Below are 17130 nucleotides of genomic sequence, written 5' to 3'. Positions count from 1 at the left end.
TCCGGTGGCGGCAACGGTGACTTAGTCTTCGTGAGTCCTGTCAGTCTTCGTGACTGGGGAACCGCAGGAATGGGGTCTCGTTCTCACCCTGCAACCGTATGTCGAAACGCAGCGATCCGTCAGCCCCGCGAGTCGCGATGAGACGGTCCCGCTCTGTCTCATCGAGGGAGGACAGCAGCGGGTCGGCCGCCAGAGCCTCGGTGTCCTCGGGGAGATAGATCCTGGTGAACAGCCTGTTCAGCAGTCCGCGGGCGAAGATGACGACGCTGATGAACGGTGCCTTGCCTGCCTCAGTCGCCCCTGGATTGAGGGTGGAGAACACGTAGCGGCCTTCCGGGTCGACCTCGTTGCGACCGAACCCGGTGAAAGTGAATCCATCACGGCGCAGGGATCCCGAATTGCGGGAGACATTGCCGTTGCCATCAGGCTGCCAGATCTCGAGGATCGCATCGGGAACGGGTGCACCTGCCCCGTCGTAGACATAGCCGTGGAGCTGTACGGCCCCGTTCCTGCCTGGGGGAACGAGTTCGTTGTCGCCGGGCCACGGCATGGCATAGCCGTAGAACGGGCCGACGGTCTGGCCGGGTGTCGCGGTGAGCTTCTGGTCAGTCATCGTCCTCTTCTTCCATCCAGGTGCGGTTGCCTCCGGTGAGCACGATGTCCCAGTTGTAGCCCATGAGGAACTCGTGCTCGGTGATGTTGTGATCGTAGGTGGCGACGAGGCGGTCGCGGGCCTTCTGATCCGTGATCGACTGGTAGATCGGATCGAGGGCGAACAGCGGATCGCCCGGGAAGTACATCTGAGTGATCATGCGCTGGGTGAACTCAGAGCCGAAGAGCGAGAAGTGGATATGGGCCGGTCGCCACGCATTGTGGTGGTTCTTCCACGGGTAGGGGCCGGGCTTGATCGTCGTGAATGAGTAGGAGCCGTCGTCGCCGGTCAGGGTGCGGCCGACGCCGGTGAAGTTCGGGTCGATCGGGGCCGGGTGCTGGTCGCGCTTGTGGATGTAGCGTCCGGCGGAGTTGGCCTGCCAGATCTCAACGAGCTGGTTTCGGACCGGGCGGCCGTTGCCGTCGAGGACGCGACCGGTGACCTTGATGCGTTCGCCGATCGGCTCCCCGCCAGCCTGAATCGTGAGGTCGGATTCGAGGTTCGCCAGGTCGCGGTGGCCGAATGCGGGGGAGAAGAGCTCGATGGTCTCCGGATCCGTGTGCCGAGGGTCCTTCGTCGGGTGCCGCAGAATCGAGGACCGGTACGGCGGGTAGTCCAGGCGCGGCTGTGTCTCGGCCGGTGTGCCGGCGGCGACTGCGTTCTTATGTTCGGTCTCGATGGCTTCGATCTCGGCAGACAACGTCTGCTGTGATTCGGCTGCATCGTCCGGGCCGGAGAGTTTCTGTGCTCCCATGTCGAACCTTTCTTCTCGGTGTGGGGGTTCTTTGTGTTGTGCCTGCTCAGCCCTGGGGCCAGCCTGTGTAGCACTCGGCAAGGTAGCGCCGCCCGTGCTCGGATTCGAGGATCGAATTGAGTTCGCCGAGGCTGCGCTTCGTTTCGAACGCATCCTGGCTGTGGTCGGTGTGGAGCATCCGGGTCATCTGGTAGGAGAAGTTCTGAGCCTTCCACACACGTTTCGTCGCGGTCTGCGAATACCCGGCCAGCGCCTCGGCGTCGGAGTTCTTGCACGCTGAGATCAGCGCCGGGGCAAGCACTGACACGTCGGCGAAGGCGAGGTTGAGGCCCTTGGCCCCGGTGGGTGGAACGGTGTGGGCGCTGTCGCCGGCGAGGAACAGGGAACCGTGCTGCATCGGCTCGGTCACGGCCGAGCGGAAGGGCAGGATGTTCTTGTCGATGATCGCACCCGTTTTGAGCTGGAAGCCGTCGGGTCCGTCGACTCGGGACTGCAGCTCCGACCAGATGCGGTCATCGGACCAATCGACCACCTCGGTGTCGGGGGAGGTTTGGAAGTACATGCGCTGCACGGACTCGCTGCGCTGGGAGATCAGGGCGAAGCCGCGTTCGGAGCGGGAGTAGATGAGTACCTCGTGGCTGGCCGGTGCCTCGCAGAGGATCCCGAACCAGGCGAAGGGGTATTCGTGGAAGAAGCGCTGCTTCGTGCCTGCTGGGATCATCGCCCGGCAGGGCCCGCGGGAGCCGTCGGAGCCGATGACGTAGCGGGCATTGATCGTCAGTTCCTCGCCGTCCTCGGTCGTCGCACTCACCCACGGCTGCTCGGTCTCGATATCGCCGATCGCGGTGTCGGTGACCGAGTAGAAGGTGGGGCGTCCGGTGCGTTCGCGGGCAGCGGAGAGGTCGACGAAGATCTCGTTCTGCGGGTAGAGCCACACGGATTCGCCGACGAGGCTCGGGAAGTCGAAGGAGTGGCTGACACCGTCGACGCGGATGTCGATGCCGTCGTGGCGGTGGCCGGCGGTGTGCACGCGGGACTCGATGCCTTGGGCCTCGAGCATGCGCACGGACCCGGCCTCGAGGATGCCTGCCCGGTGGGTGTGGGCGATGTCGTCGCGGCTGCGGTTGTCGATGACGACTGAGTCGATCCCTGCATTATGCAGCGTGTGGGCGAGCAGAAGCCCGGCCGGACCTGCTCCGACGATAGCGACGTCGGTCTGAAATTCTGGCACCTGGGCCTCCTTGCCGTAACTGTCCTCTCAGTGTGCGCCCAGTCACTGACACAAGGCGAGGAAGTTATCAATGAATGAGAAGAACGTCTGTGCGGACTCCGGGATCGACGGGGATTCGGGCGGTGATGTTGACGAACGATCAGATTGTTGAGCAGAATGAAGGGCGTTGTGTTCACGAGGTGAGGTGCGAGCGTTCTACCCAGCCCGCCTCGGCAAAAGATAGCTCAACACATGAATCGTCACGGCAGCCAGCTGCCTACAAGCAGAAAGCTCATGAATGATCATCACCGGATTGATCGTCGGCCTGGCACTCGGGTTCGTCCTCCAGCGGGGGCGTTTCTGCGTGACCGGAGCCTTCCGCGATCTCACACTGACTGGGAACACCAGGTGGTTCTCGGCACTCATCCTCCTCATCGCCGTGCACTCGATCGGGCTGTTCCTGCTCAACGGGCTCGGCGTCATTACCTTGGAGGCCTCGCCATTCCCCTGGTTGGCGTCGATCATCGGCGGCCTCATCTTCGGCTTCGCCATGGTGCTGGCCGGCGGATGTGCCACCGGCACCTATTACCGGGCCGGTGAAGGTCTGGTCGGCAGCTGGTTCGCACTGATCTTCTATGCGCTCGTCTCCGCGGTGATGAAGAACGGTCCGCTCGCCTCGGCGACGGAGGGGCTGCGCTCGATCACGATCGAGAGCGGCACGCTCCAGGCATCGACGGGGCTGAGCCCGTGGGTCTTCGTTGCGATCATCTCCGCCGTGGCCATTGCCGTCACCGTCCACCACAACAAGAAGACCGCCACGCCCGTCGCGACCCTGCCGCCGCTGAAGAAGGGCCTGGCCCATATCCTCACGGAGAAGCGCTGGAACCCGTTCGTCACGGCCGTTGTCATCGGCGTCATCGCCACGATCGCCTGGCCGCTCTCGGCTGCGACCGGACGGAACTCGGGTCTGGGAATCACGACCCCCTCGGCGAATCTCACGACATTCCTCGGCACGGGCGACTCCTCGCTCGTCGACTGGGGCGTCATGCTCGTCATCGGCATCCTCCTCGGATCGTTCATCGCGGCGAAGGCCTCAGGCGAGTTCCGGATTCGCGTTCCCGATCAGGGGACCGTGGTCAAGTCCATCCTCGGCGGAAGCGGGATGGGCGTCGGTGCCGCGATCGCCGGCGGCTGCACCGTCGGCAACGCCATGGTCTCGACCGCACAGTTCGAATATCAGGGTTGGGTCGCGACCTTCTTCATGATCGTCGGCGCTGGAGTCGCCGCGAAATTCACCATCAAGTCAGGAGCGCGGACAGGTGCCGCGCAGCCCGTAGAGAGCAGGAGCGTATGAAACAGGTATTAGAGACAAACGGTCTTGTCTGCCCCTTCCCTCTGGTTGAGGCCAAGGATGCAATCGGCGGAATGGACAACGGAGATGAGCTCGTCATCAACTTCGACTGCACCCAAGCCACCGAGGCGATTCCCCAGTGGGCTGCGGAGAATGGATACCCCGTGACCCACTTCGATCGCACCGGAGGCGCCAGCTGGACGATCACTGTTCAGAAGGCCTGATCGGCCACAGAGCTCCCCTCGAGCACGCGACCATCCCCACTGCCGAGGCGGCCCTGCGAAATTCGCAGGGCCGCCTTTGTGCTGCCCGCGGGCAGATTGCGAATATCGATCCGGGATCGGGGGCTGTGGCTGTTTGGCATTCGTGGCTGTGCCGAAAAGCACAGGTGTGATTAACGATTTTATTGCAAAAGTAATTGTATGATAATGAGCAAGTCACCACTGTTGGTGTTTTGTGCACATATGTGCTTTTTCAAGGAGTCAGAATGACGCAGTCCACGACGCGTTCTCGCAAGTTCAAGGCCATCCTCGCGGGTGGCATCGTTCTCGGTGTCGGAGCTGCGGTGACGCTGGCCGCCTGGACGGACAACGAATGGGCCGAAGGGACCTTCGGCGCCGGTTCGTTCAATGTGCAGGGAAGCACCAATGGCACCGACTTCACCGATCACACCAGTGCCGATGGTGCGGCGAATCTGACATTCGACCTCGACGGCGGCGACAACCTCACCCCCGGCGACACCGTGGCGGCACCGTTCGTTCTCAGGCTCGACGGCGACACCTCATATGACGCGAGCGTGGTTCTCGAAAATGCTGCGGGAAGCGGCGGCAACGCTGAGGCGCTGACCTACGGAATAGTCTCTGTCGCCAACGCAGGCGCCTGCAGTGCGGACGCGACCGGCACCTCGATCGTCCCTGCTGGCACGGCCATAGGCTCTGTCGCAGGCGCCCAGGGCTTTGACCTCACTGCCGGCGCAGACGCCACTGCAGGTGCACCCGTCACTCTGTGCTTCCAGGTCACCGCCGATGACAGCCTGACACAGGGTCAGGCCGCAACTGCCCAGTGGCAGTTCACCGCGACCTCGGCTGAATAGTCAGATCGGTCTCCGTGAGGTTCACCTCGGGTCCGCTGCGTGACCCCAACCCGTCTGAGCGGGTCTCGTCAGGGCCCCGCTCAGACAGTCGACGGCAAAACCGGGCTCATGCGCGGAATAGTCGAGCGCTGCGCAACCAGCGGATCAAAGCGGTTCTCGCGGGAGGCCTGGTCTTCGGCATCGGCGCCACCGCAACCCTTGCAGCCTGGACCGATACCGAGACTGCCTCGGGGACATTCGAGGCAGGCAGGTTCAAAATCGACCTGTCAGTCGACAAGACATGGAGCAACAGCCGCGAAATGACCTTCAAAGCCACCGGAATGTACCCGGGCTCGACTGTCTACGCTCCCGCCTATGTGAGGACGACGGCCGATACCACGATGAAAGGTCAGATCCAGGTCGCAGGCAACGGCGTAGCCGGGACCTCGAGCACCATTGCCGGAAATCTCGAATACCGTGCGGTGACGAAATCCTTCCCCTCGGCTGCCGAGGCCTTCGCCTCTGCCTGCGACGCCTCGGCGTTCGCCGGTTCGCCGAGCTTTGTCTTCGGTGGGGGAGCCTCCAAACAGCCGTTGAGAAATTCTGTCACGAGCGCATCGAAGCAGACGGTCAGCTCCACAGCAGGGTCGGTCCAAGCCTACTGCTTCGAAGTCGTCCTACCGACCGCCACTCCGAGTGCTGCCCAGGGAACGAGCGCCGCTCATACGTGGACGTTCAACGGTGAATCTGTTCCGGCAGGTGGCTGATCGTGGTTAAGTGGCTCGGCGGAGCACTGCTCAACGTCCTCGCCGCACTGGGGGCGGTGTGCATCGTCCTCGTCATCCTCAGCTTCGTCTTCAACATATCGATCATGATGTTCAAGACGGGATCGATGAGCCCGACCATCGAAGCCGGATCGATCGCCTTCGTCCAAGAGATCCCCGCCGAGGAGATGAAGGTCGGAGACATCATCACCGCCGATCGCGGCGAGAACGTCCTTCCCGTGACCCACCGCGTGACGTCGATTTTGGACGCTGGCAGTTCGTCCGGGCAGGTCACCTTCGAGATGAAGGGCGATGCCAACGAAGCGAAGGACCCCGAGCCCTACACGGCGGACACCGTCCGCAAGGTCATGTTCTCGATTCCAGGGGTCGCGCCCGCCATCCAATCGATGCGTAATCCATTCCTGCTCGGCGGCATCACGATCGCAGCTTCCCTGCTCGTCGTCTGGGCTTTCTGGCCACGACACGCGAAGAAGGACGATGGTGATGAACTCGCGGAGAAGGGCGAGGACGCCACCACGGCTGCACAGCCTTCGGCGCACTTCACTGCCCAATCAGCCGTGACCCGCTCACCGAAGCATGCATTCGTGCTGCCGGTCGCGGTTGTGCTGCTGGCGACCAACAGCGGTCCATTCGGCTCGATCGATGGGCCGATGCCAGTGGCTGCAACCGCTGAAGGCGTCGCTGCCTCGGCAGTCGGCGCCACCGCAGAGAACACCACCGCCGAGGTGCGCGGGCAGTACCTGCGGATGCGTGCCGTTGGTGACGAGACGAAGATGCTCAGCCTGAGCCCGGGTGCCTCCGCGGACTGGACTGTCGATGTCTGGGCTGATGCGCCGGATCCAGGGACAGTGGAGTTGGAGATTGGCTCCGGACAGCTGACGGAGCCGATCGCCTCCGAGCTGGTTGTCGACGTACGCACCTGTTCACAGATGGTGCCGATCGACGAGTGCCCCGGCGGGGCGGCGAAGCCGATTACTCGAGCGGCGCTGACCGACCTCGGGGCTGCACCCGACAATGATCGACGACTGCTCGAAATGCCCAGCGATGAGAAACGACGAGTGCAGGTGACGGTCACGATGAATGAGAATGCCGACGCGGAGGCGGTCGCCGGCCACCGCAGCGGAGTCCGTCTGACCGCAACTGGTCAAGGAGAAGAGGTCTCACTCGGCCCTGGGAACCCGGGTGAACCTGTAGCACCGGGTCCTGACGATCCTGACGCCCCCGGTGACCTCCCGCGAACCGGCATCGAGGGATGGATGTGGATTCTGCTTTTCGCGAGCGTACTCATCGCAACAGGTTCGACAGTCGTTGCCAGGACGCGTAGTCGGAGAACGTCATGACTCGAAACGATAGGCTACGGATAATTCGGAACCGACGAGTTCAGGCCCTCATCGCTGGCCTGGCTCTCGTCATGCTCGCGCTGGGCCTGTCGGGTGCGCGCTCGACCATGGCCGGGTGGGCTGACTCAGAGGAATCGGCTGGGTCGTTTTCAGCCGCGACGATCCCAGCACCAGCCTTGACCAAATCCTGCGAATTCAGATCGGTCCTCGGCCTTGGGGCTCGAGTTAGGGTGTACTGGAAACCGCCGGCGGGCTATCAACTCGATGACATCGTCGTCAAAGCATCTACTCGTGGTCTTGGATCCGTGTTGGCACCACTGACTGGGTTCAGCCTCACGTCGAACACCACTTCCAACGGTGACGGCACCTATACAACTGATGTACCCACCAACCTCCTCGGCGGGCTGCTCGGTCTCGGAACCGAACTGGAGATCGCGTTCGTGGCCGAGCATGAAAGCGGTTGGCAATCGAAGCCCGCCTCCGTCGCGAGCAACGCTGGTCTGCTGGGCGGAATCGGCGGAAACTGTCGCAACCTGACATAAATATTCTGAGCCTCACACCCCCACCACAGTCCTCGCACCATCCGCCACAGTCAGGCGCATCGCCGTGTTCTGGTCGATGAGACTCCAACCCTTATGATCAAGGCCCGAGGACGACACGATCATCGCTCCGTTCTCGAAGTGCTGCCAGTTCATTCGGTGGCAGCGGTCCTTGTGATCGCGTGGCAGTTCGCCGCCAGTGCCGGAAGTGCCGAAGTTCTTATATGGAATCGGTGTTCCCGCAGTCGCATGGACGACGATCATCTCCTCGGCATTGAGTACGAGCAGATTGATCCCCGGATGGTCGAAGTCTGCCCGCAGCATCCGAACGGTCGCTATTGTGGCATCGAACAGAGGTTCGCCCTGACCCAATCGTCGCAAAATGAGGGCGAACAGGATTGCGGTGTCTGTAGTTCCGCCGATGCGCTCGGCCTCGGCAGCCGTGACGTATTCGCGTAGGCGTTCTATCGGTTGGATGGACCCGTTGTGAGCCAAGGCGATGTTGTCGGCGAGGAAGGGGTGCGAATTCTCGGTGAGGTCGACGGCCCCGTGCGTGGCCATGCGCAAGTGAGTGATCCGCGCGACCGTCGGACGGAAGGTGAGGACTTCCGTGAGATGAGGGTCGTCGGCTCCCTCGTGCGGAGTGCGATACCTTTCAAGACGTCCTCCCCGAGGCACGGTGTCCTGCACGTCGGGGCCGGTGTCGAAGGTGCCCGAGGTGGTTTCCTGCGGACGGGGTGATTCGGCTGAATCAGATTCCGGTCGGATCCACGCGGTGCCCCAGTCATCGGCATGGAGTCGGCCCAAGTTCTGCCACGGCCGACATTCCTCGGCACCGATGAGATCCGCTGCGCTCGCCGGAGTGGGGGAGATGTAGCCGAGAAGTCTGCACATGGTACGTCGTTTCCTTCCGCAGAAGGCCGTCTGCCTCGCCGAGGCGGCTATGACCTTCATCGTACGTCCGCACACTGTTCCCGGAACGTAGTGCTGACTAGACTCGAACCATGAAGATCACGGTACTCGAGGGAGACATCACCGAGCAGTCCGTGGACGCGATCGTCAATGCCGCCAACTCAAGTCTGCTCGGCGGAGGCGGCGTCGACGGCGCCATCCACATGGCAGCCGGACCCGAACTGCTCGAGGCCTGCCGAGAGGTACGCCAAACCAGCCACCCGCGCGGCCTTCCCGCAGGTCAGGCCGTCGCCACTACCGCCGGCGCGCTCGAGGCCAAGTGGGTCATCCACACCGTCGGTCCGAATCGTCACCAGGGCGAAGCCGATCCCGAGGTGCTCGAATCCTGCTTCGAATCGAGCCTCAACGTGGCCGAGGAGCTCGGTGCCGCCTCGGTGGCCTTTCCTGCCATCGGGGGAGGAGTCTACGGCTGGTCGGCCCGGGCCGTCGCCGAGGCGGCTCACGCCGTCATCGTCGACGGCCGCGAACGCGGGCGTTGGGAGTCCATCGCCGAGGTGGTCTTCGTCCTCTTCAGCGACTCGATGACGAGCGTGTTCTGCCAGGTATTCGACCACGACCAATGGTGAAAATCAACTGACGTGGACAGTAGCCCGCGGCTACTCTGGTTTCATGGGCACAAGCTATGAAGAGACGATGACCGTCCCCATCGCCGCCGCCGATGTTTGGCAGAGGGCATTCGAAGTGCTGCGGAGTCAGCAGGGCGCCGCCGGGGCGATTGCGATGTCGCATTCGGGGGTGCTGTCCGCTTCTTTCAGGACGACGTGGAGGAGCTGGGGCGAGAAGATCACCGTCCAAGTCGGTCAGGCATCGGACGGCACTTTCGTGCGCATCCGGAGCGCCTGTGCCTTTCCCCTCCAGATCTTCGACTGGGGAAAGAACAAGTACAATGTGCAGCAGATCAGGGCCGGGCTCGTACCCCCTGCTCGATCGGAAGGCGGCAGAACATGAAGGTCCACGACGTCATCCCTGACATTCCGGTCTCCGACATAGACGCGGCCCGAGGTTTCTACGGAGATTTCCTCGGCCTGGGCATCGAGGAGTTCAACCTCGGCTGGGTGGCCCGCTTCACCTCGGCGGCGACCGGAGCCCACGTCCAGCTCGTCACGAAGGACGCCACCGCTCCCATCACCCCGGTGCTCTCGCTCAAGGTCGATGACATCGATGCCGCCTACGCCGAGGCGGTTGATCGCGGCTTGGACATCGTCCATCCGCTCACCACCGAGGAATGGGGCGTGACGCGATTCTTCGTCCGCGACCCCGACGGCAACATCATCAACATCACCGCGCACCGATCCAGCGAAGACAGGGAATGAGGAATGCTGTGACAGCGAAGTCATATACGCAGGCCGTCGCCGATGGGATCTGGGGTGCAGGCGCCGATCTCATCGGCTACATCCCCTCGGTCACCATCGCGCCCGTCATCGACCATCTGGTCACTGCCGATGGAGGGAGAGCCGGAAGCTCGGAGCGAGTGAAGCCGCTCTCGCGTGAAGAGGAAGCGATCGGCGTACTCGGGGCACTGCCGCTGGCGGGGAAGTTCGGGGCCGTCGTCATGCAGGACAACGGCTTCGGCAACAGCCTCACGGCACTGACGACGTGCTCGATGTCCTACCACCTGCCGCTGCTCATCTTCGCCAACACCCGTGGCGGCCCAGGGGAGTACAACTCGATGATCCACTCGATCAGCCAGCCCATGCCGACGGTGCTGCGCACGGTAGGACTCCAAGTCCTCGAACTCGATCGGCGCTCGTCGTCCGAGGATTGGGAGCAGACCGTCGCCGAGGCGGGTGTTCATGCCCGTATGACCTACCGTCCGGTCGTCGTGCTCGGTTCCTTCTGGAACACCGATGGGAAGGTGGCCTGAGATGAAGCGCATCGAAGCACTCCAAGTCCTCAACGAACTGACCGCCGAATTGCCCGTCGTCGTGACCTGTGCCGCGACCAGCCGTGAGCTGGCGTCCGTGGAGAACCGGGACAACCACTTCTACGTCCTCGACTCGATGGGCCTCGTCGGCTCCATCACCACAGGCCTCGCCCTGGCGGCGAAGGACTCCGACCTGCCCAAAGTCATCGGTCTCGAAGGCGACGGATCCTTGCTGATGAACCCGAACGTGCTGCCCACCGGTGGATTCCTAGGGGCCGAAAAGCTGTTCCTCATCCTCCTCGATAACCAGGTGTACGGATCGACGGCCGGCCTGCCGACCTACTCCTCACACGTCGACCTCGGCGCGCTCGCCGAAGCCGCGGGGTGGACGGTCGGCCGAGCCGAGGACGAATCTCAGCTGCGCGGCGAATTCGATCGCCTGCTGACAACGACCGGGCCGACGCTGCTGCATGCGAGCATCGAGGCCGGCAATACGGCCGACGTCCCCAAGCTCCTCGTCGACCCAGTCGTCCTGGCCCACCGCTTCCAGACCTGGCTGACCGCCAGACTGGTCGGCAGCAGTGGAACCAGCTGAGGATCAGAGCGCGGTATAGCCCCCGTCGATGAGGTAGTAGGCGCCGGTGACGAAGGAGGCGTCGTCCGAAAGTAGGAAGTTCACGACCTTTGCGACCTCCTCGGCGGTGCCCAGACGGCCGAGCGGGTGCTTGGCCTTGAGGCCTTCGAGGGCCTCGGCATCCATGCTGCTCTCCAGCAGCGGAGTCGAGATGTAGCCCGGCCCCACGGAGTTGATGCGCAGCCCCTGTGTCCCGTATTCGGCGGCGGCGTTCTTCGTAATGCCGACGACGCCGTGCTTGGCCGCGGTGTAGGCACCGTTGTTGATCGCGGCGACCGAGCCGTGGACAGACGCCATGTTCACAATCGCCGATTCCTTGGCTCCGGCTTTGAGCATCGCCGGGATCTGGTAGCGCATGCCGTAGAGCACGCCGTTGAGATTGACGTCGATGACCTTGTCCCAGTTGTCCAGGTCGGTTTCGCCCGCTGGTACCTGCTTGCCGCCGATGCCGGCATTGTTCACGGCATAGTTGAGTCCGCCGTAGGTGTCGATCGCGAACTTCACGACCTTCGCGGAGTCGTCCTTGACGCTGGTGTCCTGCTTGATCGCCGAGGCGGTTCCGCCGGCCTCGCTGATCTCGTCTACGACTCGCTGTGCGGCGGCGAGGTCGATATCGGTGACGACGACCTTCGCGCCCCTGGCAGCGAGGTCCTTGGAAATGGCTTCGCCGAGACCGGAGCCTCCGCCAGTGACGAGCGCGACCTTGTTCGTGAAATCTGCCATTGCGATTGCCTTCTTCCTTCGCGGGTTCGGGCCCACTGTCGGGGCCCTCACCAGGTGCAACTGATTTGGCGGCGGGATCATTCCGCCTGCCAGGACGGATGAACAGCAGACAGGCGGTCTTTCGTCATCGTCTGAGGCCGGCTTCGAATCCTCGGCTATAGGCGGTGAGGAGATCACCGGCAAGCGGGTTCCGCATGTGACGGATCAGCATCTGTCTCTGTGCCGGATCGCGGAGGATGTCGAGCACGGCCATCCCGTCGTGCGGCGAGAATGGCTGGGCTGCGATGTGGGCATAGTGGTAACTGGCCGCTGTGATGATGTCGGCATCGGTAGCGTCAAGTGCTTCGTCGTCGTCCCAAACTTCATCATCGAATGGTCTTTCAGACAGCGCATTGAGGATGACGGCGAGGCCCAGTCCGTCCTTGGGGTTGTCGGTGTGGCGATCATGCCAGGCGAGAATCTTGAGTGCAGTCAGAGCAGCAGGGGATATAACTTGCAATTCGGTTCCTCGCGGCATGCGCACCGAGACGGAGGTCGAGTGCGCTTCTTGAAGCCCAGTGACATCGAGAAGCTTGCCGTCTGTGAATGTCACAGTGCGATCGGCTTCGTTGCCGCCGAACGGAACGATGTCGACCTCGACTCCGAGGACTTTGAACTTGTGAGGTGCTTTGCCTCTGCGGGCAAAGGTTCCGGTGAGTTCGAGAAACTGTTCGTCGGCGCGGACTGCAACAGCGATATCGATATCATCTGTGGCGTGTCTGGGCTCTTTCTGCTGCTGGGAATGGATGACGAGATCCCGAGCGGCTGCGCCGACGACGAGCATGTCGACGTTTGCCTGCTTGCAGACTGCTGCAAGTTCGGCGAGGACCTCTTCGGGCACCGGGACGTCGTTGTGTCCGAAGAGATCGATCAACGGTCGTCACCGAAGAACTGAGTTCTGATCTCGTCGACACGCGGATCGTCTTCGAGCAGCAGATCGGCGCGAACAAGGAGGCGAGGAGCCGTCTGATCGAGCGACGGCGCCGGTGGGTTTTTCCAGATAGCAGGCCGGATTCGGATCATCCCGCGCTCGTCTCTGCGGAGTCTCCCCTGTCGGATCAGCTCGCGCCGGTCGCTGGCGTTGCCGCCGAGGTGGATGAGCACGGATGCTGGCCGAATCGGTGCGCCGAGGCGGGCGGCGGCGATTTCCGAGCCGAATAGTGCAGCCGTTGGAAGAGACACGTCGAGCAGATCTGAGGGCTTCTTCCAGATGTCGCTGGTAAAACGTTCTTCGGGCCAGACGGTGGGCTGCATCGCTGAGTAGGCTGAGATCCATTCGTGTTCCAAAGTGGATCTTCTCAACAGCTCATTGTGCTTTCCGTCCAGAAACGACGGAGTGCGCTCGCGAAGTGCCCTGATCACACGGTTGACCGTTCCCAAGGAAGCTCCAGAACTGTCAGCAAGGGCTCGCTGAGTGGGCGTGCTGCCGAAATGCTCGTTGGCGGCAAGAAGTGAGAACGTCACGGGTAGCCCCGCGCGGGTGAACGGTGCTGTAGTCGCAGCCTGCTGAGCCGAATCACCATTGCGTTGGCCCGTGATTTCAATGACCAAGCCCTCTCCGCGCAGTGAAGCATTGCCCGAGGAGTCCACGTAACCTCCCCACCCCCGGTCTTCGAGCTGCTGCGCACGTGCTTGCGTTATTCGCTCTGAAATCAGGACCGTGTCTCGATCATGAGGGAACATGGCGACGTCTGCTTTTGTGTTCGAAGGGCTCGCAATTGCTGAGAACTTGTGAGGTCGTCCCCCGTTGTGGATCGTCAGTGTTCCTGAAACGGCTTGCCCGTATTCGTCCGCATGACCGGACCACCCGACACGCATGCCCAACGCAGCGAGATGACTGACAGCCCGCTCGATGAACGCGGGCGCATCTTGATTCCGATGTTCAGTCACATCCATATGTTCATGGATACTTGAACATCTGAAAAAATTGAACACTTGGCAGGGGAGTTGTCAATCCAAGGACACTCCTGAGTCGGGTTCTCCACCGGCCTACCTGTGAAGCTGGCCCTCTTCAATTGGGAACCTAGCAGCAAATTTCGACACGAGCCATAGCAGCGTGACCCAAAGATCGTCATACTGATTGCACCGACTGTTCAAGGAGGAGCGATGGCAAGAGTCACGTGGGGTTTCACGAGTTCACTCGACGGGTTCATCACCGGCCCGAATCACGACATGTCCTGGATGGCCGGGCTCGGTTCGCTCTCAGATGGCACCGTCGAGGACCTCGCATCGCAGGTCGCCATCATCATCTCCGGCCGCCGCGGTTACGACGCGGCCAAGGCACAGGCGGCGGAGCGCGACGAGATGACCTCCGAAGCCTACGGCGGAGCGTGGGAGGGCACCGAGTTCATCCTCACCCATCGTCCCGAGGAGCTCGCCGAGGACACGACGATCACAGCCCTGAATTGCTCAATCGCCGAGGTGGTCGACCGGGCACAGGCCATCGCCGGTGATCGTGACATCCAGATCATCAGCGCCGATATCGGCAGGCAGGCGCTCGAGGTTGACCTCATCGACGAGATGCAGGTCTTCGTCGCGCCCATCTTCCTCGGCGACGGCACGCGTATCTTCGATGTTCCCGGAGGCAGGCGCGTCTATTGGGAGCTCATCGCAGAGGATGAAGCCAACAAAGACGCTTGGTTTCGCAGATTTCGCCCGAAGCAGCCGTAGGTCTCGGGTCCCGGGCCTCAGGCCTCGCGCCTGCTCAGCTCCCACAGGGTGCGCATCGCCTCGTCATCGAAGTCCTCGCTGGCCGAGCCGTCGGGTTCACCGTCGTGGACCTCGGTGTGCAGCTGTTCCATTTTGCGATCGAGCTGGCCGGCCACCTCGGCGGCCCGAGTGAGTTCCTCGACGAGCCGATCGGGAACTTCGCCTGCGAACTTGTAGTGGATCTTGTGTTCCAGACTGGCCCAGAAATCCATGGCGATGGTGCGGATCTGGACCTCGCAGATCACCGGGGTCGGGCCGCCGCTGAGGAACACGGGCACCTCGAGGATCGCATGCAGGCTCTTGTAGCCGTTGGGCTTCGGGTGGGCGATGTAGTCCTTGATCTCCACGACCCGAACATCATTCTGCGAGGTCAGCATCTCGAGCACATGATAGGTGTCGGCGATGAAGGTGCAGGTGATGCGGATGCCCGCGATGTCGGTGATCTTCGTGCGGATGACATCGAGGTCGAGGGGAAGCTCACGGCGATTGACCTTCTCGAGCAGACTCCGAGGTGATTTCACTCGTGAGGTGATGTGTTCGATCGGGTTGTAGCTGCGTGTGTGGGAGGACTCTTCGCTGAGGATGGAGATCTTGGTCAGCAGCTCGTCGATGACGAAGCGGTGTTCCATGAGCAGCCTGGAGAAGTCGCGCCGCAGGGCTCGCACGCTCGCCACTTGGCCAGGAGTCAGCGCCATGTTCGAGGATGGGATTCGATCGGACATCGTTCTCCATGGCTGGGTCTATTGAGGGAGCTGGGCTGCTGAGGGGGCGCCCGACAAGTCTATCGGGGGCGGACCCCTATCCCGTGTCAGTCCCGCGGCGTACCTTTGGAACATGTGCAGGAACATCAGAACCCTTCATAACTTCGAACCCCACGCGACCTCGGACGAAGTGCACGCCGCAGCACTGCAGTACGTGCGCAAGATCGCGGGCACGACGAAGCCCTCCCAGGCCAATGCGGAGGCCTTCGAGGCAGCCGTCGACGAGATCGCTCACACGACTCAGCATCTCCTCGACGCATTGGTGACCACTGCTCCGCCGAAGAACCGTGAGGTCGAGGCCGAGAAGCGACGAGCCAGATACGAAGCCCGCGCATGACGATCCTCGGGCTCGTTCTCGCCGGTCTCGCGGCGGCTCTGCACGTCTTCATCTTCTATCTGGAATCGATTGCCTGGATGAGTCCGCGTGCTCGAGCGACATTCGGTACCAGCGAGGAGGAAGCCGGGGCCACGAAGTCGATGGCCTTCAACCAGGGCTTCTACAATCTCTTCCTCGCCCTTGCAGTATTCATCGGCATCATCGTCTGCCTTGCGGGCGCGCCGATCATCGGCCTGACTCTCGTGTTCACCGGCGTCGGCTCGATGCTGGCGGCGGCCTTGGTGCTCGTGGCCTCGTCACCGAGCCTCGCTGCCTCGGCGATCAAGCAGGGACTCCTGCCTCTGTTGGCGGTCGCGTCTTTGCTCATCGGCATTGCAGTCTGAGTCGGTGCTCGGGTGCTGACTCTCATCAGTCCACCACGGACTTGCCCTGAGCCTCGAGATCCTTCGTGATCCCCGCCGAGGCGGCGCGCAGGGCCTGCATGATCGCCGGCCCGCCCACATGGTGTTCGGAGTCGACGACGACGCCGATGCCGGCGATCGTCAGCCCATGACTGTCGAAGACGGGAACTGCAATACCGGTGGTGCCGTCATCGATATGTCCGGCAAGCTCTGCGAAGTGATAGGTCCGGATCGTGGCCAGCATCTTGCGCAGCAGCGCCGGATCGGTCGTCGTCTTCTCGGTGATTGCGGCCAGCGGTCCGCGCAGGTAGGCCTCCCGCACGTGCTTGGGGGCGTGGGCGAGCAGCACCAGCCCACACGAGGATGCATGCGCAGGGAGTCTCCCCGCTGTCTTCGAGCGGTGGATGACCGCAGTCGGCTTCGACATCCTCTCGATGATGAGGACCTCGCGTTCGCGCAGGATTCCCAGCTGGGTGTTCTCGCCGACGAAATCGTGGACGGCCATCATGTGCGGTCTGGCCACGGTCGCGAGATCGACGGCGTCGGAGGCACGGTTCGACAGCTCCCACATTCCCACGCCGATTCGCAGCCGTCCGCCGGGGTCGCGCTGCAGCAGATTGTGCCGCATCATGTCGTTGATCAGCCGATAGGCCGTGGACTTCGGCAATGCCGCTCGCGCGGAGAGCTCGTCGGTGCTCAGGCTCTGATGATCGGGGTCGAACGAACCGAGGACCCGGACCAGTCGATCGATCATGGAATCGCCCGATTGAGAGTTCGCCATGTCCGCAATCGTATCTCCAGCGCACCCGTATTCTCAATCAATGGACCACCGATGGCTCCTCGTGGTCCGCATCACTATTGTGGCCGGTAAGCGTGGCTGTCATGTGCATCACCTGTGCCCGAAAAGGCCGACCTCGAAGGAGCGGCAGCCGGGGCCCTGACCGCCCTTCACCGACGTCAACACCGTCACAACCCGACCAGAGCAGG

23 protein-coding genes and 1 pseudogene are annotated in these 17130 nt (G+C 62.6%); 15 read left to right on the top strand and 9 right to left on the bottom strand.

The genetic code is table 11. The features are described 5' to 3' along the window. Nucleotides 1-40 precede the first annotated feature (40 nt). The 3 genes from pcaG to HX613_RS00150 are packed head-to-tail and all read right to left on the bottom strand — an operon-like array spanning nt 41 to nt 2637. Nucleotides 41-613 carry a protocatechuate 3,4-dioxygenase subunit alpha gene (gene pcaG, locus HX613_RS00160; RefSeq protein WP_235343465.1) on the bottom strand — a complete coding sequence of 191 codons (573 nt, stop codon included), beginning with the start codon at nt 611-613 and terminating at the stop codon, nt 41-43. Then, the gene (gene pcaH, locus HX613_RS00155; RefSeq protein WP_235343464.1) at nt 606-1406 is read right to left on the bottom strand and encodes a protocatechuate 3,4-dioxygenase subunit beta; all 801 of its coding nucleotides are present in this window, start codon (nt 1404-1406) and stop codon (nt 606-608) included. The genes pcaG and pcaH overlap by 8 nt, the downstream gene beginning before the upstream one ends. Before the next feature lie 46 nt (nt 1407-1452). Further along, nucleotides 1453-2637 carry a 4-hydroxybenzoate 3-monooxygenase gene (locus HX613_RS00150; RefSeq protein WP_235343463.1) on the bottom strand — a complete coding sequence of 395 codons (1185 nt, stop codon included), beginning with the start codon at nt 2635-2637 and terminating at the stop codon, nt 1453-1455. A 277-nt stretch (nt 2638-2914) separates the two neighbouring features. On the opposite strand from HX613_RS00150, the gene HX613_RS00145 reads away from it, so the two are divergent. The 7 genes and pseudogenes from HX613_RS00145 (at nt 2915) to HX613_RS00120 (ending at nt 7706) form a co-directional block, all read left to right on the top strand. Beyond that, nucleotides 2915-3970 (top strand): YeeE/YedE family protein, encoded by a 1056-nt coding sequence (locus HX613_RS00145; RefSeq protein ID WP_235343462.1) that lies wholly within the window; start codon nt 2915-2917, stop codon nt 3968-3970. After that, a complete protein-coding gene (locus HX613_RS00140) occupies nt 3967-4191 on the top strand; it encodes a sulfurtransferase TusA family protein (protein WP_235343461.1) in 225 nt (74 codons plus the stop codon). The genes HX613_RS00145 and HX613_RS00140 overlap by 4 nt, the downstream gene beginning before the upstream one ends. 263 nt (nt 4192-4454) lie before the next feature. Continuing rightward, on the top strand, nt 4455-5060 hold the full coding sequence (locus tag HX613_RS00135; RefSeq protein WP_235343460.1) for a SipW-dependent-type signal peptide-containing protein: 606 nt from the start codon (nt 4455-4457) through the stop codon (nt 5058-5060). 14 nt (nt 5061-5074) lie between these two features. Then, nucleotides 5075-5302: pseudogene (locus tag HX613_RS22905) on the top strand (SipW-dependent-type signal peptide-containing protein); the annotation flags it as partial. Nucleotides 5303-5359: 57 nt separating this feature from the next. Beyond that, nucleotides 5360-5806, top strand: coding sequence for a hypothetical protein (locus HX613_RS00130; RefSeq protein WP_235343459.1), 447 nt, complete (start codon nt 5360-5362; stop codon nt 5804-5806). 2 nt (nt 5807-5808) lie between these two features. Further along, on the top strand, nt 5809-7164 hold the full coding sequence (locus tag HX613_RS00125) for a signal peptidase I (protein ID WP_235343458.1): 1356 nt from the start codon (nt 5809-5811) through the stop codon (nt 7162-7164). 308 nt (nt 7165-7472) lie between these two features. Next, nucleotides 7473-7706 (top strand): hypothetical protein, encoded by a 234-nt coding sequence (locus HX613_RS00120; RefSeq protein WP_235343457.1) that lies wholly within the window; start codon nt 7473-7475, stop codon nt 7704-7706. 12 nt (nt 7707-7718) lie between these two features. Here the strand turns inward: HX613_RS00120 and HX613_RS00115 are convergent, their stop codons facing one another. Beyond that, nucleotides 7719-8597: a class II glutamine amidotransferase gene (locus HX613_RS00115; RefSeq protein ID WP_235343456.1), complete on the bottom strand. Its 879-nt coding sequence runs from the start codon at nt 8595-8597 to the stop codon at nt 7719-7721. Between the two features lie 110 nt (nt 8598-8707). Between HX613_RS00115 and HX613_RS00110 the strand changes: the two genes are divergently transcribed. The 5 genes from HX613_RS00110 to HX613_RS00090 are packed head-to-tail and all read left to right on the top strand — an operon-like array spanning nt 8708 to nt 11134. Beyond that, entirely contained in the window at nt 8708-9241 is a 534-nt protein-coding gene (locus HX613_RS00110) for an O-acetyl-ADP-ribose deacetylase (protein WP_235343455.1), read from the top strand. Nucleotides 9242-9284: 43 nt separating this feature from the next. Continuing rightward, the gene (locus tag HX613_RS00105; RefSeq protein ID WP_235343454.1) at nt 9285-9623 is read left to right on the top strand and encodes a hypothetical protein; all 339 of its coding nucleotides are present in this window, start codon (nt 9285-9287) and stop codon (nt 9621-9623) included. Beyond that, on the top strand, nt 9620-9988 hold the full coding sequence (locus HX613_RS00100) for a VOC family protein (RefSeq protein ID WP_235343453.1): 369 nt from the start codon (nt 9620-9622) through the stop codon (nt 9986-9988). Before HX613_RS00105 ends, HX613_RS00100 begins: the two co-directional genes overlap by 4 nt. Nucleotides 9989-9996: 8 nt before the next feature. Continuing rightward, a complete protein-coding gene (locus HX613_RS00095; protein ID WP_235343452.1) occupies nt 9997-10539 on the top strand; it encodes a thiamine pyrophosphate-binding protein in 543 nt (180 codons plus the stop codon). Between the two features lies 1 nt (nt 10540). Then, a complete protein-coding gene (locus tag HX613_RS00090) occupies nt 10541-11134 on the top strand; it encodes a thiamine pyrophosphate-dependent enzyme (RefSeq protein WP_235343451.1) in 594 nt (197 codons plus the stop codon). Nucleotides 11135-11137: 3 nt separating this feature from the next. Here HX613_RS00090 and HX613_RS00085 read toward each other — a convergent pair whose 3' ends face one another. The 3 genes from HX613_RS00085 to HX613_RS00075 form a co-directional block, all read right to left on the bottom strand. Continuing rightward, on the bottom strand, nt 11138-11896 hold the full coding sequence (locus HX613_RS00085; protein WP_235343450.1) for an SDR family NAD(P)-dependent oxidoreductase: 759 nt from the start codon (nt 11894-11896) through the stop codon (nt 11138-11140). A 124-nt stretch (nt 11897-12020) separates the two neighbouring features. Then, a complete protein-coding gene (locus tag HX613_RS00080; RefSeq protein ID WP_235343449.1) occupies nt 12021-12809 on the bottom strand; it encodes a hypothetical protein in 789 nt (262 codons plus the stop codon). After that, nucleotides 12806-13486, bottom strand: coding sequence for a type IV toxin-antitoxin system AbiEi family antitoxin (locus HX613_RS00075; RefSeq protein WP_235343448.1), 681 nt, complete (start codon nt 13484-13486; stop codon nt 12806-12808). The genes HX613_RS00080 and HX613_RS00075 overlap by 4 nt, the downstream gene beginning before the upstream one ends. 555 nt (nt 13487-14041) lie before the next feature. Here HX613_RS00075 and HX613_RS00070 point away from each other — a divergent pair. Further along, nucleotides 14042-14605: a dihydrofolate reductase family protein gene (locus HX613_RS00070; RefSeq protein WP_235343447.1), complete on the top strand. Its 564-nt coding sequence runs from the start codon at nt 14042-14044 to the stop codon at nt 14603-14605. A 17-nt stretch (nt 14606-14622) separates the two neighbouring features. On the opposite strand, the gene HX613_RS00065 is transcribed toward HX613_RS00070, so the two are convergent. Then, entirely contained in the window at nt 14623-15366 is a 744-nt protein-coding gene (locus tag HX613_RS00065) for a GTP pyrophosphokinase (protein ID WP_235343446.1), read from the bottom strand. A 112-nt stretch (nt 15367-15478) separates the two neighbouring features. On the opposite strand from HX613_RS00065, the gene HX613_RS00060 reads away from it, so the two are divergent. Both HX613_RS00060 and HX613_RS00055 read left to right on the top strand, forming a co-directional pair. Further along, entirely contained in the window at nt 15479-15742 is a 264-nt protein-coding gene (locus HX613_RS00060; protein WP_235343445.1) for a DUF2277 domain-containing protein, read from the top strand. Further along, nucleotides 15739-16125 carry a DUF1304 domain-containing protein gene (locus HX613_RS00055; RefSeq protein ID WP_235343444.1) on the top strand — a complete coding sequence of 129 codons (387 nt, stop codon included), beginning with the start codon at nt 15739-15741 and terminating at the stop codon, nt 16123-16125. The genes HX613_RS00060 and HX613_RS00055 overlap by 4 nt, the downstream gene beginning before the upstream one ends. Before the next feature lie 25 nt (nt 16126-16150). Here HX613_RS00055 and HX613_RS00050 read toward each other — a convergent pair whose 3' ends face one another. After that, nucleotides 16151-16924, bottom strand: a complete 774-nt coding sequence (locus tag HX613_RS00050) for an IclR family transcriptional regulator (protein ID WP_235343443.1) — start codon at nt 16922-16924, stop codon at nt 16151-16153. Nucleotides 16925-17130: the final 206 nt, after the last annotated feature.

Source organism: Brevibacterium sp. UCMA 11754 (assembly GCF_021532275.1).
GTDB lineage: Bacteria > Actinomycetota > Actinomycetes > Actinomycetales > Brevibacteriaceae > Brevibacterium.
This window is presented reverse-complemented; position numbering and strand designations above follow the sequence as displayed.

Coding starts and splice junctions, on each gene's coding strand:
- pcaG (WP_235343465.1), bottom strand. CDS start 613: ATGACTGACCAGAAGCTCACCGCGACACCCGGCCAGACCGTCGGCCCG.
- pcaH (WP_235343464.1), bottom strand. CDS start 1,406: ATGGGAGCACAGAAACTCTCCGGCCCGGACGATGCAGCCGAATCACAG.
- HX613_RS00145 (WP_235343462.1), top strand. CDS start 2,915: ATGATCATCACCGGATTGATCGTCGGCCTGGCACTCGGGTTCGTCCTC.
- HX613_RS00140 (WP_235343461.1), top strand. CDS start 3,967: ATGAAACAGGTATTAGAGACAAACGGTCTTGTCTGCCCCTTCCCTCTG.
- HX613_RS00135 (WP_235343460.1), top strand. CDS start 4,455: ATGACGCAGTCCACGACGCGTTCTCGCAAGTTCAAGGCCATCCTCGCG.
- HX613_RS00130 (WP_235343459.1), top strand. CDS start 5,360: ATGACCTTCAAAGCCACCGGAATGTACCCGGGCTCGACTGTCTACGCT.
- HX613_RS00115 (WP_235343456.1), bottom strand. CDS start 8,597: ATGTGCAGACTTCTCGGCTACATCTCCCCCACTCCGGCGAGCGCAGCG.
- HX613_RS00110 (WP_235343455.1), top strand. CDS start 8,708: ATGAAGATCACGGTACTCGAGGGAGACATCACCGAGCAGTCCGTGGAC.
- HX613_RS00105 (WP_235343454.1), top strand. CDS start 9,285: ATGGGCACAAGCTATGAAGAGACGATGACCGTCCCCATCGCCGCCGCC.
- HX613_RS00100 (WP_235343453.1), top strand. CDS start 9,620: ATGAAGGTCCACGACGTCATCCCTGACATTCCGGTCTCCGACATAGAC.
- HX613_RS00090 (WP_235343451.1), top strand. CDS start 10,541: ATGAAGCGCATCGAAGCACTCCAAGTCCTCAACGAACTGACCGCCGAA.
- HX613_RS00085 (WP_235343450.1), bottom strand. CDS start 11,896: ATGGCAGATTTCACGAACAAGGTCGCGCTCGTCACTGGCGGAGGCTCC.
- HX613_RS00070 (WP_235343447.1), top strand. CDS start 14,042: ATGGCAAGAGTCACGTGGGGTTTCACGAGTTCACTCGACGGGTTCATC.
- HX613_RS00065 (WP_235343446.1), bottom strand. CDS start 15,366: ATGTCCGATCGAATCCCATCCTCGAACATGGCGCTGACTCCTGGCCAA.
- HX613_RS00060 (WP_235343445.1), top strand. CDS start 15,479: ATGTGCAGGAACATCAGAACCCTTCATAACTTCGAACCCCACGCGACC.
- HX613_RS00055 (WP_235343444.1), top strand. CDS start 15,739: ATGACGATCCTCGGGCTCGTTCTCGCCGGTCTCGCGGCGGCTCTGCAC.
- HX613_RS00050 (WP_235343443.1), bottom strand. CDS start 16,924: ATGGCGAACTCTCAATCGGGCGATTCCATGATCGATCGACTGGTCCGG.